The sequence below is a fragment of the Azospirillum sp. HJ39 genome, from assembly GCF_041507355.1.
In the GTDB taxonomy this organism is placed as follows: domain Bacteria; phylum Pseudomonadota; class Alphaproteobacteria; order Azospirillales; family Azospirillaceae; genus Azospirillum; species Azospirillum thiophilum.
The window spans coordinates 1-18104 of the sequence record NZ_CP167912.1; the positions used below are offsets into that span (position 1 = coordinate 1).

Genomic DNA, 18104 nt, shown 5'->3' on the forward strand with positions numbered 1-18104 from the left:
CAGCGCCTGCCGCAGTTCCGGCACGGCCTTGAACAGGTCGGCGACGAGGCCGTAATCGGCGACCTGGAAGATCGGTGCCTCCTCGTCCTTGTTGATGGCGACGATGACCTTGCTGTCCTTCATGCCGGCCAGATGCTGGATCGCGCCCGAGATGCCGACGGCGATGTAGAGGTCCGGCGCCACGATCTTGCCGGTCTGCCCGACCTGATAGTCGTTCGGCACGAAGCCGGCATCGACGGCGGCACGGCTCGCACCGACCGCGGCGCCCAGCTTGTCGGCCAGCGCCTCCAGCAGCGGGAAATTCTCGCCCGACTGCATGCCGCGCCCGCCCGACACGACGATGCGCGCGCTGGTCAGTTCCGGCCGCTCCGACTTCGACAGCTCGGCCGAGACGAAGCCCGACAGGCCGGGGTCGGCCACCGCGGCGACCGGCTCGACCGGGGCGGCGGTGCCGGTGGAACCGGCGGCCTCGAAGGCGGTGGTGCGGACGGTGAGGATCTTCACCGGATCGGCGGATCGCACGGTGGCGATGGCGTTGCCGGCATAGATCGGCCGCTCGAAGCTGTCGGCCGACACAACCGCGGTGATGTCGGAGATCATCGCCACGTCGAGTAGCGCCGCGACCCGCGGCAGCACGTTCTTGCCGGTCGAGGTCGCGGCGGCGAGGATATGGCCGTAGCCGGGGGCGAGCGACACCAGCAGCGCCGCCAGCGGTTCGGCCAGGGCATGCCCGTAGGCGGCATCGTCGGCCAGCAGCACCTTGGCGACGCCGTCCAGCCTGAAGGCGGCGTCCGCGGCGGACGCGGCGTTGCGGCCGGCGACCAGGACATGGATGTCGGAACCGAGCCCCTTGGCGATCTCGGCGGCGGCGGTCACCGCATGGGCGGTGGCGGGCTTGAGGGTCGCGTTGTCGTGGTCGGCGAGGATCAGGATGGGCATGGGGCGGGTCCTTTGGTGGCGGGGCTTGGCGGATGGTGTGGAGGAGTGTCGGCTGCGGATGCCCCCTCCCTAACCCTCCCCCGTTTCACGGGAGAGGGGACTGCCGCCGCTGCGCGAACAATTCACGCCGGCAAGCGTCCTACCCCCTCTCCCGCGTGAGCGGGGGAGGGATGGGGAGGGGGCAATGGAGCGACCACTCCCTTCAGATCACCCGCGCCTCGGTCTTCAGCTTGTCGATCAGCGCAGCGACGTCGGCGACCTTGACTCCGGCCTTGCGCTTGGGTGGCTCGACCACCTTCAGCGTCGTCAGCCGCGGTGTCACGTCGACGCCGAGCGCGTCGGGCGTGACGATCTCCAGCGGCTTCTTCTTCGCCTTCATGATGTTGGGCAGCGAGGCGTAGCGCGGCTCGTTCAGCCGCAGGTCGGCGGTCACCACCGCCGGCAGCTTCAACTCCACCGTCTCCAGCCCGCCGTCGATCTCGCGGGTCACCGCGACCGTGCCCTCACCGGCGACGACCTTGGAGGCGAAGGTGCCCTGGCCCCAGCCGAGCAGGGCGGCCAGCATCTGGCCGGTCTGGTTGCAATCGTCGTCGATCGCCTGCTTGCCGAGGATGACCAGCCCCGGCGCCTCCTTGTCGACCAGCGCCTTCAGGACCTTGGCGACCGCCAGCGGCTCGGTCGCCCCGTCGGTCTGCACCAGGATGGCGCGGTCGGCTCCCATGGCGAGCGCGGTGCGCAGCGTCTCCTGGCACCCGGCCGGGCCAACCGACACCACGACGATCTCGCTCCCCGTGCCGGCTTCCTTCAGCCGTACCGCCTCTTCTACGGCGATCTCGTCGAAGGGGTTCATGCTCATCTTCACGTTGGCGGTCTCGACGCCGCTGCCATCCGCCTTCACGCGGATCTTCACGTTGTAGTCGACCACCCGCTTGACGGGGACGAGGATTTTCATGGCTTACCTCCTTATGCGGCTCTGATGTCGGCGAGGCGGAACATCAGCGATTCCCCTTCCCGGGCAGCCGATGCAGGATCTCCCCGACGATTCCGCGGCGGAACAGCAGGACGCAGACGACGAAGATGCAGCCGATGACGACCGGCACCGGCAGGCTGGTGGCGGCGAGGTAGCTTTCCAGCGTGACCACCAGCGCCGCCCCCACCACCGGGCCGAGCAGCGTGCCCATGCCGCCGAGCAGCGTCATCAGCACCACCTCGCCCGACATCTGCCACGTCACGTCGGTCAGCGAGGCCAGCTGGAACACCAGCGCCTTGGTCCCGCCGGCCAGCCCCGCCAGGCTTGCCGACAGCACGAAGGCCACCAGCTTGTAGCGGTCGGTGCGGTAGCCGAGCGACACCGCCCGCGGCTCGTTCTCGCGGATCGCCTTCAGCACCTGCCCGAACGGCGAATGCACCGTGCGCCACACCAGCGCGAAGCCGCCGAGGAAGATCGCCAGCACGACGTAATACATCGTCAGCGGCTGGTTGAGGTCGAACAGCCCGAACAGCATGCCGCGCGGCACGCCCTGGATGCCGTCCTCGCCATGGGTGAAGGGAAGCTGCAGCGCCAGGAAGAAGATCATCTGGCTCAGCGCCAGCGTGATCATGGCAAAGTAGATGCCCTGCCGCCGGATGGCGATCATCCCGAAGACCAGCCCCATCAGCCCGGCGACGGCGGTGGCGGCGACCAGCCCCGCCTCCGGCGCCCAGCCCCATTCCTTCACCGTGTGGGCGGCAATGTAGGCCGCCCCGCCGAAGAAGGCGGCATGGCCGAAGCTCAACAGGCCGGCGAAGCCGACCAGCAGGTTGAAGGCGCAGGCGAACAGCGCGAAGCACAGCAGCTTCATCAGGAACACCGGGTACAGCAGGAACGGCGCCAGCACCGCCAGCAGCAGCCCGCCCCCCAGCAGCAGCGCCTTGCGCGCCCCCGCCTCCATCCCCGTCCGCGGCAGCGCCTGGGTTTGCATGCTCATCGCCTATCTCTCCCGTCCGAACAGGCCGGCCGGCTTCACCATCAGCACCACGGCCATGATCACGAACACCACGATGTTGGAGGCCTCCGGGTAGACCAGCTTGGTCAACCCCTCCAGCAGCCCCAGACCCAGACCCGTCACGATGGCGCCCAGGATCGACCCCATGCCGCCGATCACCACCACCGCGAACACCACGATGATGATGTTGGAGCCCATCAGCGGCGACACCTGGTAGATCGGCGCCGCCAGCACCCCGGCCAGCCCGGCCAGCGCCACCCCGAAGCCGTAGGTCAGCGACACCATCACCGGCACGTTGATGCCGAAGGCCTGCACCAGCGTCGGGTTCTCCGTCGCCGCCCGCAGATACGCCCCCAGCTTCGTCCGCTCGATGGCGAACCAGGTGCCCAGGCACACCAGCAGCGACGCCGCCACCACCCAGCCACGATATGTCGGCAGATACATGAAGCCCAGGTTGGTGCCGCCCTTCAGCAGGTCGGGGATCGGATAGGGCTGGCCCGACACGCCATACTGGTGGCGGAAGGCGCCCTCGAAGATCAGCGCCAGCCCGAAGGTCAGCAGCAGCCCGTAGAGATGGTCGACCGTGTAGAGCCGGCGCAGCAGCGTGCGCTCCAGCACCAGCCCAATGGCGCCGACCGCCAGGGGCGCCAGCACCAGCGCTCCCCAATAGCCGATGCCGGCATAGGTCAGCAGCAGCCACGCCACGAAGGCGCCAACCATGTACAGGGCGCCGTGCGCCATGTTGACGACGTTGAGCATGCCGAAGATCACCGCCAGCCCGAGGCTGAGCAGCGCATAGAAGGAACCGTTGATCAGGCCGAGCAGCAGCTGGCCGAACAGGGCCTGCGGCGGAATGCCGAGCAGATGGGACATGGTGGGTCTCTCGTCTCCCGCTTCACACGCCGAGATAGGTGTGGAGCTTGTCCATGTTGGCGTTGAGCCGGTCGTTGGGGATCATGTCCACCACATGCCCCTCCTCCATGACGTAATGGCGGTCGGCGATGGTGGCGGCGAAGCGGAAATTCTGCTCGACCAGCAGGATGGTGAAGCCGCGCGCCTTGAGCGCCCGCACCGCCACGCCGATCTGCTCGATGATGACGGGCGCCAGCCCTTCGGTCGGCTCGTCCAGCAGGATCAGGGTGGCACCGGTGCGCAGGATGCGGGCGATCGCCAGCATCTGCTGCTCGCCGCCCGACAGCCGCGTGCCCTGGGTCGAACCGCGGCCCTTCAGGTTGGGGAACAGCTCGTAAATCTGGGCGACGGTCATGCCGCCCTCCTTCACCACCGGCGGCAGCGTCAGGTTCTCGTCGACGCTGAGGCTCGAGAAGATGCCGCGCTCCTCCGGCACATAGCCGATGCCGAGCCGCGGGATCCTGTGCTGGGCCATGCCGATCAGCTCCTGGCCCTGGAAGCGGATCGAGCCGGTGCGCTTGCCCATGATGCCCATCACGGCGCGCATGGTCGAGGTCTTGCCGGCGCCGTTGCGGCCAAGGAGCGTCACCACCTCGCCGTGGCGCACCTCCAGGCTGACGCCGTGCAGCACATGGCTCTCGCCGTAGAAGCCGTGCAGGTCGGAAATCTCAAGCATCGCCGTTCCCACTTGGGCGGTTTTCGTCTGCATCCCATCAGGCATGTCCGGTCCCCCCAGTGCCCATGTACGCTTCCATCACCTGCGGGTTCTTCGACACCACCTCGTAGGGCCCCTCGGCGAGGATCTCGCCGCGGCGGAGCACGGTGATGGTGTCGGACAGGTGGGCGACGACCGAGAGGTTGTGCTCGACCATCAGCACGGTGCGGTCGGCGGCGACGCGCTTGATCAGGGCCGCGGTGCCCTCGATGTCCTCATGGCCCATGCCGGCCAGCGGCTCGTCGAGCAGCATCACCTCCGGGTCGAGCGCCAGGGTGGTGGCGATCTCGAGCGCGCGCTTGCGGCCGTAGGGCAGCTCGGCGGCGGTGTGCCCGGCCCAGGGGGAGAGGTTGACCGCCTCGATCAGCTCCAGCGCGCGATCGTGCAGGTCGTAGAGCGACGACTCCGACTTCCAGAAATGGAAGCTGGTGCCGAGCGGGCGCTGGAGGGCGACGCGGACATTCTCCAGCACGCTGAGATGCGGGAAGACGGCCGAGATCTGGAAGGACCGCACCAAGCCCATCAGCGCGATGTCGGCCGGCTTGGTCCTGGTGATGTCGCGGCCCTTGTAGAGGATCCGGCCGCGGGTGGGCGTCAGGAACTTGGTGAGCAGGTTGAACACCGTGCTCTTGCCGGCGCCGTTCGGGCCGATCAGCGCATGGATGGTGCCCCGCTTCACCTGCAGGTTCACCTCCTTGACCGCGACGAAGCCCTTGAACTCCTTCGTCAGGTTGCGCGCTTCCAGGATGATGTCGTCGGTGGGTCCGGTGGTCATTCCTGTCCTTTCCCGGTCTTGGGTCGGTCGATCGGCGGCGGACCGACATAGCGTGATGTCGGTCGCAGCATGCGCCCGGTCCGTTCCTGTTCGCGCACATGCGCCGCCCATCCGGCTGAACGGCTGGCCGCGAAAAACGGTGTGAAGCCGGCCCGCGGCACACCGAGCGCCTCCAGCAGCAGGGCGGCGTAGAATTCCACATTGGTGTGCAGGGGCCGGTCGGGTCGACGCGACGCCATCACCGACAGCACCGTCCGCTCGACCGTTTCGGCGAAGGCGAGCCGACCATCGGGCGCCCGGCTCGCGCCGGACCGCTGCAGCGCCAGCAGGCTGTCCTTCATGATGTCCGCGCGTGGATCGCGGATGTGGTAGGCCCGCGACCCGAAGCCCATCAGGCGCTCCCCCCGGGCGAGCGCGGCCACCACCCAGCCTTCCGCATGACCCTCCTCGCCGATGGCGTCCAGCATGTCGAGGACCAGCCCCGGCGCGCCGCCATGCAGCGGCCCTTCCAGCGCGCCCAGTGCCGCCACCGCGGCGGCCGACAAGCCGCCCCCGGTCGAGGCGACCACGCGGGCCGTGAAGGTCGAGGCGTTCACGCCATGATCGACCATGGCAACCAGATAGCGACCCAGGGCCTGCGTTTCCGCCTCGCCTGGGGTTGCGCCATGGATCATGCGCAGCAGGTCGGCTGCATGCGGCAGGGAGCGGTCCGGCGCCACCGGAGCTTGACCGCGAACCAGCCGGATGGCCGAAGCGGCGGCGACGGCGGTCCCTGCCACCAGCAGCAGCGGCGTCATCGCGGCCCCCGGCAGCGAGGCCAGCAGGCAGCGCTGAAGCTCGATCGCCGTAAGATCGGACGGCATCGCCGCGAAACGGGGAGACAGCCGCGCAAAGGCGTCGCATCTCGCCGCTCCCAACGCATCCAGGCTCATCCGTGCCGGGATCTCCACGTCCCACAGGATCGCCGCGACCTCTTCATAGGAGCGGTCGATCAGGTCGGGCAGGCGATGCCCGCGCATCACCATCTCGCCCGTCGCCGGGTCGCCACCGCTCAGGCTGGTATCGGCGGCCGATATCCGCTCCATCGTCATGCTGTCCGGTAAGGGGGGAGGGGCGCCACCGCCGGAAGGGCTGCGGCGGATTCGATGGAAATCCTAAGCAATCCGCCCTCCGGCTCAACTTCGTTAATGTAAGCGGTGCATTACCATCGGTTATGCATAGCCAGGGGCCGGTGCCCTGCGGGGGCCGCCTACATCTTCTTGACCAGAGGGCACTCGCTTTCCGACAGCGGCCGGAAGGCGCGGTCGGCGGGAATGCTGCGGACCAGCTTGTAATAGTCCCAGGGCGCCTTGGATTCGGCCGGGGTCTTGACCTGGAACAGAGACATGTCGCGCAGCACCCGGCCATCCTCGCGCACCGTGCCGTTCTTCGTCATGAAGTCGTTTACCGGCGTCGCCTTCATCGTCGTCATGACGGTGGGGGCGGCGTCGGTCCCGGCCGCCTCGATCGACTTCAGATAATGGCTGACCGCGCCGTAGACGCCGGCCTGGTAGAAGGTCGGCATCGCCTTGCGCTTCTCGAAGAAGCGCTTGGAAAAGGCCCGCGTCCCGTCGTTCATGTCCCAATAGAAGGGCGTCGTCAGCATGATGCCCTGCGTCGACGGCAGGCCCAGCGCGTGGACCTCGCTGATGGCGAGCAGCAGCGCCACGATGTTCTTGCCGGACTGGCCGAGCCCGAATTCCGCCGCCTGCTTGATGGCGTTCTGGGTATCGGCCCCTGCGGTGGCGAGCGCCACGACCTTGGCCGGCGATGCCTGGGCCTGGAGCAGGAAGGAGGAGAAGTCGGCATTGTTGGCCGGCATCCGGACGCTCCCCATCACCTTGCCCTTCTGGCCTTCGACGACGGCGCCGGTGTCACGCTCCAGCGCATGGCCGAAGGCATAATCGGAGGTCAGGAAGAACCAGCTGTCCAATCCCGAGGCCACCACTGCCTCGCCGGTCACATGGGCCAGCGCATAGGTGTCGTATGTCCAGTGGATGCCGTTCGGCGTGCAGGCCTTGCCGGTCAGGTCGGAACTGGCCGGCGAGGAGAAGATGGCGATGCGGTTCGCCTCCTTGGTGATCTGCTGCACCGCCAGCGCCACGGCGGAGTTCGGCACGTCGATGATGGCGTCGACCTGATCGACGTCGTACCAGCGCCGCGCCGTCGAGGCGCCGACATCGGCCTTGTTCTGGTGGTCGGCGAAGATCAGTTCGACCGGCGTGCCGCCGATGGCGCCGCCGAAATCCTCCACCGCCATCTGCGCAGCGGCGATCGAACCCTGTCCGGTGCTGTCGGACAGCTGGCCCGACAGGTCGGTCAGGATGCCGATCTTGATCTTGCCGTCGCTGTAGGCCGCGCCTTGGGCAAGCGCCGGCTGGTACAAGGTCTGGGCGAGCAGGCAGGCGGCGACGGCCGCCGTCACGGCATAACGGTTCATGGTTTCCTCCCGAAGGTTCTTTATTGAGTGCTCAGACGGCGTCCCTGGACGCGGCGGCATGCTGGGCGGCCAACCGCCCGAACACGGCGCCGCGCAGGACCGAGGTCGAGCCGGTATAGACCTGGTGGTAGAGGCCCACCGTCTCGCCCGCCGCATAGAGTCCCGGCATCGGCCGCCCGTTGCCGTCCAGCACGCGGGCGTCGGAATCCACCTTCAACCCGCCGAAGGTGAAGCAATTGGCGGAAACGATGGGGAAGGCGCGAAACGGCCCCTTGACCAGCGGGCGCGCCCAGTTGGTCTTGGCCGGGCTCAGCCCGGTGGTCGCCAGCCCGTCCACCCGCGTCGGGTCGAAGCGGCCGGCGTCGGCCGGACAGGCGGCGTTGTAGGCGGCGACCGTCGCCATCGTGGCCTCCCGCGGCAGGCCCAGCTTCTCGACCAGGGCGTCGAGGGTGGGCGCCTCGATGGCCAGCACGTCGCTGCGGATGCTGGTGCGCCAGCGCGGGATGTCCTCGACCTGATCGTCGAACAGGACATAGGCGATCCCGTCCGGCTGGTCGGCCACGATGCGGGTGATGTGGTCGTAGGTCGCGTCGGCGGTGCCCGGCGCCTCGTCGAGGAAGCGCTCGCCGCGCTTGTTGACCAGCACGCCATAGGGCCAGATGAAGATCACCGCTTCCGGCTGGCGGGAGCGGGGGTCGACCGGCTCGGCATGGTAGGAGCCGAAATCGCCGGCCGGCGCCGCCCCGGCGTCGAGCGCCATGCGGATGCCCTCGCCGCGGTTGTAGTAGCCGCCGCGCGCCACCGGCCGCACATGCTTGGCCCGCTGGCCCATGTAGCGGGTCATCATCTCCGGATTGCCTTGATAGCCGCCGGAGGCCAGGATCGTCGACCGGCCGCGGATGGCGACGCGCAAGCCGTCCGTCCCGGTGGCGTGGACGCCGCCGATACGGCCCTGCCCGTCGCGCAGCAGGTCGAGCGCCGTGGTGCGGTAGAGCACGCGGGCACCGAGCGCCTTCGCCTCGGCCATCAGGCGCTCGATCATGGCAAGGCCGCCGCCCTGCGCCGCGATGCGCTGGGTGTTCTGGGTCAGCAGATAGATCGGCTGCGGCTCGAAGCGCAGGCCGAAGCCCTTCAGCCAGGCGATGGTCGGCGGCACCCGCTCGGCGAAGCGGGAGATCACCTCCGGATCGGGAAAGGGGTGGGCCTTCACATAGTCCGGCCAATGCTCGTAGGGTTCGGCGGCGGCGGCCAGCACGTTGGGGTCGATGTTCAGCCCGGCGTTGGCGGCGAAATGCTCCTCGAAATCGTCGGCGATCTCGGAATCGTTCTTCATCCGCATATAGGCTTCGGTCCAGCGTGAGTTGCCGCCGAAATCCTCCTCGGGCGCCCGCTCCAGCAGGGTGACCGACAGGCCGGCCTGCAGCGCCGTCACCGCCGCCGAAAGCCCGGCGATGCCGCAGCCGACGATGACCAGATCGCTGATGGCCAGATCGCTGATGGCGTAGTCAGACATCCGTGTTTCCTCCGTCATTTGATTGATCTCCCGATCTGTCCCGCATTATCCCGCGAGGCGTTTCCGGTCGCTGTCGGGTTCGCTGTCGGCCACGACGATTCCGGCCTCCGTCAGTTGCTCGATCGCCGCCGGACCGTAGCCGAGTTCGGCCAGCACCGCGCGCGTGTCCTGCCCGACGCGCGGCGGATCGCGGCGGATGGTCAGATCGGCGTCCGCCACATGGATCGGCAGCCGCGGCAGGGCGGTCCGCACCCCGTTGGGCAGGGTGGTCGGCATCAGCCCGCCGGTCGCCTGCAGGTGCGGGTCGTCGAACAGATCCTCCGGCCGGGCGATGGGCGCGAAGGGAATGCGGGCGCGCTCGCACACCGACACGGCCTCCTCCATCGACAGGCCGCCGAACAGGGCGGTCAGCAGCGGCAGCAGGCGCGGCCGGGCCGCGATGCGGTCGTTGTTGGTGCGGAATTCCGGATCGTCGCGCAGGTCCGGCCGGTCGATGACGGCGCAGAAGCGCTCCCAATGGCTGTCGGTGGTGATGCCGACGAAGATCGGCCGCCCGTCGGCGGTGCGGAAGGTCTCGTAGACCGCCCAGGCCGACACGCGCTCCGGCATCGGCGGGATCGGCCCGTCCGACTGTGCGGCGTAGCAGAGATGCTGCCCCATCAGGAACACGGTCGTCTCGAACAGGGCGGTTTCGATGGCCTGGCCCTTGCCGGTCCGCTCACGCTCGCGCAGCGCCACCAGGATGGCGATGACCGCGAACATGCCGCCGGTGATGTCCACGACCGAGGTGCCGGCCCGCAGCGGCCGGCCGCTCGGCCCGGTCATGTAGGCGAGCCCGGTCATCATCTGCACCACCTCGTCGAGCGCGAGGCGGCCGGCATAGGGGCCGTCGAGGAATCCCTTCAGGCTGGCATAGATCAGGCGCGGGTTGACGCGGGTGAGCGCGTCGGCACCCAACCCCAGCCGCTCCATGGTGCCGGGGGCGAAATTCTCCACCAGCACATCGGCCTCTGCGACGAGACGGCGTGCGATGTCGCGGCCTTCCTGCGTCTTCAGGTCGACCGCCAAGGAGCGCTTGTTGCGGTTGAAATAGCCGAAATAGCCGGTGCCGAAGCCCTTCAGATGGCGGGTCGGCTCGCCGTTGGGCACCGGTTCGATCTTCACCACGTCGGCGCCGAGGTCGGCGAGGATCATCGCGCAGGACGGCCCCATCACCGTGTGGCCGAAATCGAGGATTTTGACGCCGGCCAGGGGAAGCGGCTTGTCGGGGGATCGGGCGGGGGACTGGTCGGTCATGCGCCGTCTCCTGGAACAGGGCGCGGCGACGCTCCGTCGTAGCGGTAGGGGATGGACGGCGGCATCGGTCCCTTGATGCGGCCGCCCTGCTGCGACTGCTCCCAGGCATGCGCCAGGATGCCGACCGAGCGCGACAGCACGAACAGCCCGCGCCCCAGCCCGGCCGGGAAGCCGAGTTCGGCGAACACCACGGCGGTGGCTCCGTCGATGTTCATCGGCAGCCGCCTGCCCTTGCGCGAGGCAAGGGCATCCTCCACCGCGCGGCCGATGGCGGCGGCCTCTCCCGTCACGGCGCCCTCCCCCTTCGCCGTCTCCACCAGGGCCAGCAGCCGGCCGGCGCGCGGGTCGACGGGATGGAAGCGGTGGCCGAAGCCGGGGATGTGCTCGCGCCGCTCCAGCCGGGCGGCGATCTCGCTCTCCGCCGCCACGGCCGCGGGCATGCCTTCGGCCATGCGTGCGGCGACGGCGGCGTACAGCTCCATGCATTGCTGGCCCGCGCCGCCATGGACGTCGCCCAGCGCGTTGATGCCGGAGGCCATGGCGTTGTTCAGCCCGACGCCGCAGGTGGCGGCCATGCGGGCCGTGGCGATGGACGGCGCCTGCGGCCCGTGGTCCACCGCCGCCACCAGCGCGGCACCCAGCAGCCGGCCCTGCGCCTCTGACGGCAATTCGCCGCGGAGCATCAGCCAGACCATGTCGGGAAAGCCGATCGTGCCGATCAGTTCCTCGATGGCGTAGCCGCGCACCCGGATGGAACCCGGATGGATGTCGATGATCGACGTCCGCCACCAGCCGGCGGCGGTATCGATGGTCGCTTCGGACATGGGAATGCTCCCGGGGCAATGCCCCTGCAGGCCTGGCCTCAGCCGAGCACGAAGGGGTTGGCGCGGTTGGGCTTGGTGGTGATCCAGACGCTCTTGGTCTGGAGATATTCCTTGATCGCCTCCACTCCCCCCTCGCGGCCGAGACCGGAGCGCTTGTAGCCGCCGAAGGGCGTGGTGAAGCTGGTCGAGCGGTAGTTGTTCACCCACACCGTCCCGGCGCGCAGCCGGTCGACGCAATGCATCGCGCGGTGCAGGTCGCGCGTCCACACGCCGGCCGCCAGACCGAACTCGACGTCGTTGGCGATACGCAGCGCGTCCTCCTCGTCCTCGAAGGGAATGACGCAGAGGACCGGGCCGAACACCTCCTCCTGGGCGATGCGCATGTCGTTGCGAACGCCGGTGAAGATGGTCGGCGCGACGAACTGCCCCTGGCCGTATTCCGGCCCCGACAGGGCATGGCCGCCGAGCGCACAGACCGCCCCTTCCGCCTTCGCCATGTCGATCATCCGCAGGATTTTCTCCCATTGCGGACGGGTGGCGATGGGGCCGATCTGCGTCTCCATCGACGACGGGTCGCCGATGCGGGCCGCGCCGGCCGCCGCGACCAGCTTCCCGACGAAGGCGTCGTGGATGGTCTTCTGCACCAGCAGGCGCGAACCGGCCATGCAGGTCTGGCCCGAGGCGCCGAACACGCCGGAGATGGCCCCCTTCACCGCCTGGTCGAGGTCGGCGTCGTCGAAGACGATGTTCGGCGACTTGCCGCCCAGTTCCAGCGTCACCTTCTTCAGGCCCGGCGCCGCGGCCTCGTTGACGCGCTGGCCGCCGATGTCACCGCCGGTGAAGGCGACCTTGGCGGTCAGGCGGTGGCGGACCAGCGGCTCGCCCACCTCGCCGCCGAAACCGGTGACGACATTGACGACGCCGCGCGGGAATCCCGCCTCATGCGCCAGCTTCGCCAGCTCCAGGATGGAGGCGGAGGTGTATTCCGACGGCTTGATGACGATGGTGTTCCCGGCCGCCAGCGCCGGGGCCATCTTCCAGGTGGTCAGCGCCAGCGGCGAGTTCCACGGCGTGATGGCGACGACGACGCCGAGCGGCTCGTACTTCACATAGTTGAAGACGTCAGCCTTGTTGATAGGCACGACGGCGCCCTGAACCTTGTCGGCGAGGCCGGCATAGTAATGGAACCACTGGGCGACGTTCCGCACCTGTCCGCTGACCTCGGCCATCAGCTTGCCGTTGTCGCGCTGCTCGATGGCGCCCAGCCGGTCGACGTTGCTCTCGATCAGTTCGGCCAGCCGGCGCAGCAGGGCGCCGCGCTGGGTCGCGGTCAGCCCGGCCCACTCCGGCGACAGGAAGGCGCGGTGCGCCGCTTCGACCGCAAGGTCGGCATCGCCTTGAGTGCCGCGCGGGATCTCCGCCCAGGCCAGCCCCGAAAAGGGCTCCGTCGTTTCGAACCACTCGTTGGAAACCGGATCGCACCAGTCCCCATCGATGAACAGCTTGTAGCGTTCCACCCTTCGCCTCGCAAAAGTTCTGTTAGATAGAACCATGTTTCATCTAAGAGAACATACGCATGCTAAATGCGTCAAGTCCGAACCGTTTGCCTCCCCACTTTTCCGGCCTGTGCCTTGCGCCGGCCATCCTTGACGTCCGATGGTGGTGTCGGGGAAAAATGCGCGCCCAGGCTGCCAATGGCCCAGGCTGCCAATGAAGGATGCGAGATGACCGACGCGAAGCCGAACACGACCACCGCATCCGCCGGCGGGGTGGAGTCCGTCGACCGGGCGCTGAGCATCGTCGGCTGCTTCCAGGCGGGCGATCACGCGCTGAGTTTGACGGAAATCGCAACGCGGACCGGCCTTTATAAGAGCACCATCCTGCGGCTGACCGTGTCGCTGGAGAAGGCCGGCTATCTCGTCCGCCATCAGGACAAGTCCTATCGGCTCGGCCCGGAGTTGATGCGGTTGGGAGGGCTCTACCAGCGTTCGCTGCGGCTGGAGGACCATGTCCGGCCGGTGCTGCGCCAGCTGATGCGCGAGAGCGGGGAAAGCGCGTCCTTCTTCCGGCGCGAAGGGGCTTGGCGCATCTGCGCGTTCCGCGAGGATTCCACGCAGGCGATCCGCGACCATGTCCACGAAGGCGACCGCCTGCCCCTGGACCGGGGGGCCGCCGGCCATGTGCTCACGCGCTTCGCCGGGACGGTATCGGCGGCCGACTTTGCCGCCCTGCCCCTGCTCTCTTTCGGCGAACGCGAGTCCGAGACCGGGGCCGCCGCCGTGCCGGTCTTTTCCCAGCGGGAAGGGCTGATCGGCGCCCTGACCCTATCGGGCCCGCTGACCCGTTTCACCGAGGAACGTGTGACGGCGATGACGCGCCTGCTGCTGGCGGCCGGTCACCGGCTGTCGGAGACCCTGGGTGGGCACTATCAAACTTGAGATGTCTTCGGAAGGAACCCGCTCTTCAAGACGATGGGTCGAGTCGCTTCATCGTCTTGCGGCAATGGATCAGCGCGTCGCGAATCATGAAGTTGACCAGCGTCGGCGATACGCCGAGACTGGCCGCGATGTCCTTCTGGCTGTGGCCATGGATCCGATGCATCTCGAAGGCATAGCGGGTCCGCTCCGGCAGATCGGCCAAGGCGAATTCGAGCGTTTGCAGGAATTGGCGGTTTACGCTCACGCTTTCCGGCGACGCCGCGTCCGGCGTGCTTACCGCCTGCCCTTCCTCTTCCGCTGCGAGCAGGCGTGACTCCATGCCCTTCCGGCGGTAATGATCGATGGCCAGGTTGCGAACGACCATCATCAGGTAGCCCGCCTTGGCCCGGATGGAACTGGTCGACTCCGCCCCGAGCAGCTTCAGAAAGGCATCCTGGACGACATCTTCGGCATGGTGGCGACAGCCGGTGATCCGCTCGGCTATTCCGACCAACGAGCGCCGGTGCGTGGTGAAGACGTCGCACAGGGTCTGGCTTTCGACGGATCCTACCTGTCGCATGGAGATCTCCTTGCAGAGGGAAGCTGTAGCGGGCTGCAATCCCAATGGCTTGACAAGCTGCCGCAAGTTAATGCAACTGACAATCATTTGCAAACAGGGAAATAGCAGAATTTCCCTGCGCGGTTTCCAGCGTGCGTTGTAGGGGCTTTGGATGACCGATCGTCTCGCTGGGCTCCGCCCGACCATACGGCGCCACGGTGCCGGTCGCAGGGCGCCTGCGCTCGGCTGGCTGACGGTCTGCTGGGTCGCGGGCGGCTGGACGGTGTTGCCGGGCTTGCCGGCCCATGCCCTTTCGACCTCCACCGATCCGGCTCCCGCTCCGTCCGATATCGATCGGCCGGCAATTCAGGAGATGCTGCTGGAGATCCCTGCCCTCCCCCTTCGGGAGTCGCTGACCAGCTTCGGCCGCCAGACCGGCCTGCAGATTCTCTACAGCCCCGATGTCTTGTCCGACCACCGGTCGCGGGCCCTGTCGGGACGAATGGACCCGGCGGTCGCCCTTTCCATTCTGCTGAGCGGAACCGATCTCGCCTTCGAGATGCGGGGCCGGATGGTGACGATCGGCCGGTTGCAGGAGAATCCCGGCTTTCTTCCGGGCCTGACGGTGGAAGGCCGCACACCGTCGGCAGGCGCGGCGCGGATCCCCGGCCAGAGCCGCGGCGCCGGCAAAACCGCAACCCCTGTCGAGGATCTGCCGCAAGGGCTTTCCATCGTCACACGGGAAGACCTGGACCAGCGCGACGCCCAGGACATCAACAGCGCCCTCGCCTACAGCGCCGGGGTCCGCCCCATCGACTATCCAGGCGGCCAGGGCGCCATCGACGTCTTCGTGCGCGGCTTCCGCCAAAGCTCCGAATCCGTCATGATCGACGGGCTGCGAAGCGGCTACAACCCATATGGGCTGGAGTACGAGCCTTTCGGCGTGGAGCGGGTGGAGGTGCTGAAGGGCCCGGCCTCCACGCTCTACGGGGCAATGCCGCCCGGCGGAGCCATCGCCTTGGTCAGCAAGCGCCCGACCGACAGCCCGCTCCATCGGCTCCAGTTGCAGGGCGGCAGCCATGACCGGCGGCAGGTCACGGCCGACCTCAGCGACCGGATCGACGCCGGGGGAACGCTTCGCTACCGCCTGACGATGCTGTCACGGCGAAGCGGCACACAGGTCGAACGGACGCCGGACGACCGGCTCTATGTCGCGCCCGCCCTGTCCTGGTCGGCCGGCGATGGAACCGACATCACGCTGCTCGCCAGCTATCTCGATTTCCGCAAGATGGGTGCGGAGCAGAGTTTCCCGGCATCGGGAACCGTGCTGGACAATCCCTATGGCCGCCTGGGCTCAAACCTGTTTCTCGGCTACCCGGGATTGAGCTCCTACCGCTCGCGCACCCTGTCGGCCGGCTACGACATCCGGCATGCCCTGGCCGGGGACTGGACGCTGAATCAAACCTTGCGCTACAGCCGCAGCCGCGTCGGCTATCTGTCGAGCTGGGCGTCGTCGGGCTTGCTGGAAGCGGACCGCTACTACCGTTTCGGGTTGCAGGACCGGCCCAAGACCAGTTCGACCCTGCTGGTGGATACCAACCTTCAAGGCAACGCCAATACCGGCCCGCTTCGTCACGGCCTGCTGGCCGGGATCGACCATGGCCGCTACCGGGCGCACGAGACGCGGCGGAACGGCACGGTGGCCGACGCGCTCGACGTCTTCGATCCCGTCTATGGCGGCGCCTATGGCTGGGACACGACGCTTGCCCGCGACCTGACCGACAGCATCCGCCAGACCGGCCTCTATGCCCAGGACCAGATCGCCGCCGGCAACTGGCGGCTGACGCTCGGCGGACGGCTGGACTGGAGCAGCACCGGGGCGGTCGGCCGCCTGTCGGGCGGTCCACTGGTGGAGACGACCCAGTTCGACCGGGCCTTCACCAAACGCATCGGGCTGGCCTACCGGTCCGAAGGCGGCCTGACGCCCTATGCCGGCTATTCCACCTCCTTCCAGCCGAACAGCGACAGCGACGTGCAGGGTCGCCCCTTCTCGCCGAGCCGGGGGACACAGTTGGAAGCCGGGCTGCGCTACCGGCCCAAGGGCTTCGACGGACTCTTCACCCTGTCGCTGTTCCGTGCCGTCCAACGCAACCTCACCACCGCCGACCCGGACAATCCCGGCTATTCCGTCCAAACCGGCGAGGTGCGGTCGCGCGGCGTCGAGCTGGAGGCGAAGGCGGCGCTCGGAACCGGCACCGATCTGACGGCGGCCTACAGCTACACCGACGCGCAGGTCACCCGCGACAGCCCCTACCCCGGCGGGACCGACAAGACAGGAAAGCGCGTGGCCTCGGTTCCCCGCCACGCCGCCGCGGTCTGGCTGCGGCGGCACATCGACGAGGGAGCGGCCGGCGGCCTGACCGCCGGCATCGGGGTGCGCTATGTCGGTGCAACCTTCAATGCCGCGAACAGCGTGCGCGTCCCCTCCTACATGCTGGCCGATGTCAGCCTGGGCTACGATCTGGGGCGGCTCGGCCCGGCGCTCGACGGCGCCGCCCTCACCTTGACGGCGACCAACCTGTTCGACCGCCGCTATTTCTCGCCGGGTTTCTATGACAACTCCGTCTTCTACGGAAACCGCCGGATGGTGCTGGCGACCCTGTCCTACAACTGGTGACGACGGTCAGCCGGACGCTCCCAGATACCGGACCAAGGCATCGGCGATCAGATCCTGCGCCTCCTCCGCCTCGTCCACCAGGGCGCCCATCCGCAGGAAGTCGTGGGTCATGCCGGCATGGACCTGCACATCGACAGCCACGCCGGCCGCCGCCAGCTTGCGCCCGTAGGCGATCCCCTCATCGGCCAGCGGATCGCATTCGGCCAGCACGAGCAGTGCCGGTGCCAGGGATGACGCGACACCGGGAGGAATCTCCGCCAGCAATGGCGAGAAGCGCCCGTCCCGCCGGTCGGCCTCCTCGCGGGAATACTGGCGATAGAACCAGTCCAGCGTCGCCCGTTCCAGCAGATGCCCTTCGCCATACCGCTGCAGCGAAGCCGTATCGGCGGTGGCATCGGTCACCGGATAGATCAGCACCTGGAGCCGCGGGCGCGGCAGGCCGGGCTCTGCGGCGGCCCACAGGCTGATCGCCGCCGCCAGGCTGCCGCCGACGCTGTCGCCCCCGACCGCCAGCCGGCCGCTGTCGAGCCCCAGCCCGGCGCCGGTCCTGCCAAGCCAGTCCAGCGCGTCCAGCGCATCGTCGAAGGCCGTGGGAAAGCGGTGCTCCGGGGCCAGCCGGTAGCCCACCGAGAGGACCGCAACCCCGCTCTTCGACGCGATCGCCCGGCAAAGCCCGTCATGGGACTCCAGGCTGCCGACGACATAGCCGCCGCCATGGAAGAAGAGCAGCACCGGTGCCGGCACCGCAGCGGCCGGGTCCGCGGCATAGAGGCGGGCCGGCAGGACGGCGCCGTCGCGGGCCGGGATGGACAGGTCCTCCACCCGCCCGACCGGATCGCCGCCGGGATCCATCATGCGGGAGGTCCGCTCGAAGGCCAGCCGCGCCTCCGCCGGCGACAGGGCGTGCATCGGTTTCACCCTGCCGCCCTCCCGTCCACCCGCAGCGAGCGCGAGGAAGGCGGCGATATCGGGGTTCACAGGCATCGATCGGTGCTCCCGGTCAGGATGGGCGC

Annotated in this window: 15 protein-coding genes and 1 pseudogene; 2 read left to right on the forward strand and 14 right to left on the reverse strand. The window is 68.4% G+C overall.

Translation table 11 applies throughout. From position 1 onward, the window contains the following. The 12 genes and pseudogenes from ABMY26_RS27835 to ABMY26_RS27890 form a co-directional block, all read right to left on the reverse strand. A pseudogene (locus tag ABMY26_RS27835) lies at window positions 1-939 on the reverse strand (electron transfer flavoprotein subunit alpha/FixB family protein); the annotation flags it as partial. Between the two features lie 202 nt (window positions 940-1141). After that, window positions 1142-1891: an electron transfer flavoprotein subunit beta/FixA family protein gene (locus ABMY26_RS27840; protein WP_372399422.1), complete on the reverse strand. Its 750-nt coding sequence runs from the start codon at window positions 1889-1891 to the stop codon at window positions 1142-1144. 43 nt (window positions 1892-1934) lie between these two features. Continuing rightward, complete coding sequence (locus ABMY26_RS27845) at window positions 1935-2870, reverse strand: branched-chain amino acid ABC transporter permease (protein ID WP_372399746.1); 936 nt, start codon at window positions 2868-2870, stop codon at window positions 1935-1937. Between the two features lie 39 nt (window positions 2871-2909). After that, the gene (locus ABMY26_RS27850) at window positions 2910-3797 is read right to left on the reverse strand and encodes a branched-chain amino acid ABC transporter permease (protein ID WP_372399423.1); all 888 of its coding nucleotides are present in this window, start codon (window positions 3795-3797) and stop codon (window positions 2910-2912) included. 22 nt (window positions 3798-3819) lie between these two features. Further along, entirely contained in the window at window positions 3820-4512 is a 693-nt protein-coding gene (locus tag ABMY26_RS27855) for an ABC transporter ATP-binding protein (RefSeq protein ID WP_372399424.1), read from the reverse strand. Window positions 4513-4549: 37 nt separating this feature from the next. After that, window positions 4550-5326 carry an ABC transporter ATP-binding protein gene (locus ABMY26_RS27860; protein ID WP_372399425.1) on the reverse strand — a complete coding sequence of 259 codons (777 nt, stop codon included), beginning with the start codon at window positions 5324-5326 and terminating at the stop codon, window positions 4550-4552. After that, the gene (locus tag ABMY26_RS27865) at window positions 5323-6411 is read right to left on the reverse strand and encodes a citrate synthase (RefSeq protein ID WP_372399426.1); all 1089 of its coding nucleotides are present in this window, start codon (window positions 6409-6411) and stop codon (window positions 5323-5325) included. Before ABMY26_RS27865 ends, ABMY26_RS27860 begins: the two co-directional genes overlap by 4 nt. Window positions 6412-6575: 164 nt before the next feature. Then, window positions 6576-7805: an ABC transporter substrate-binding protein gene (locus ABMY26_RS27870; RefSeq protein WP_372399427.1), complete on the reverse strand. Its 1230-nt coding sequence runs from the start codon at window positions 7803-7805 to the stop codon at window positions 6576-6578. Between the two features lie 31 nt (window positions 7806-7836). Then, entirely contained in the window at window positions 7837-9318 is a 1482-nt protein-coding gene (locus ABMY26_RS27875; protein ID WP_372399428.1) for an FAD-dependent oxidoreductase, read from the reverse strand. Between the two features lie 45 nt (window positions 9319-9363). After that, complete coding sequence (locus ABMY26_RS27880) at window positions 9364-10614, reverse strand: CaiB/BaiF CoA transferase family protein (protein ID WP_372399429.1); 1251 nt, start codon at window positions 10612-10614, stop codon at window positions 9364-9366. After that, window positions 10611-11438 carry a citryl-CoA lyase gene (locus ABMY26_RS27885; protein WP_372399430.1) on the reverse strand — a complete coding sequence of 276 codons (828 nt, stop codon included), beginning with the start codon at window positions 11436-11438 and terminating at the stop codon, window positions 10611-10613. The genes ABMY26_RS27880 and ABMY26_RS27885 overlap by 4 nt, the downstream gene beginning before the upstream one ends. 38 nt (window positions 11439-11476) lie before the next feature. Further along, window positions 11477-12955: an aldehyde dehydrogenase gene (locus ABMY26_RS27890; RefSeq protein WP_372399431.1), complete on the reverse strand. Its 1479-nt coding sequence runs from the start codon at window positions 12953-12955 to the stop codon at window positions 11477-11479. 207 nt (window positions 12956-13162) lie between these two features. On the opposite strand from ABMY26_RS27890, the gene ABMY26_RS27895 reads away from it, so the two are divergent. Then, the gene (locus ABMY26_RS27895; RefSeq protein ID WP_372399432.1) at window positions 13163-13876 is read left to right on the forward strand and encodes an IclR family transcriptional regulator; all 714 of its coding nucleotides are present in this window, start codon (window positions 13163-13165) and stop codon (window positions 13874-13876) included. Window positions 13877-13901: 25 nt separating this feature from the next. Here the strand turns inward: ABMY26_RS27895 and ABMY26_RS27900 are convergent, their stop codons facing one another. Next, a complete protein-coding gene (locus tag ABMY26_RS27900) occupies window positions 13902-14435 on the reverse strand; it encodes an RNA polymerase factor sigma-70 (RefSeq protein ID WP_045584378.1) in 534 nt (177 codons plus the stop codon). Window positions 14436-14586: 151 nt separating this feature from the next. Between ABMY26_RS27900 and ABMY26_RS27905 the strand changes: the two genes are divergently transcribed. Beyond that, complete coding sequence (locus ABMY26_RS27905; RefSeq protein ID WP_372399433.1) at window positions 14587-17091, forward strand: TonB-dependent siderophore receptor; 2505 nt, start codon at window positions 14587-14589, stop codon at window positions 17089-17091. Between the two features lie 6 nt (window positions 17092-17097). Here the strand turns inward: ABMY26_RS27905 and ABMY26_RS27910 are convergent, their stop codons facing one another. Next, window positions 17098-18075 (reverse strand): alpha/beta hydrolase, encoded by a 978-nt coding sequence (locus tag ABMY26_RS27910; RefSeq protein ID WP_372399434.1) that lies wholly within the window; start codon window positions 18073-18075, stop codon window positions 17098-17100. Between the last annotated feature and the right edge of the window lie 29 nt (window positions 18076-18104).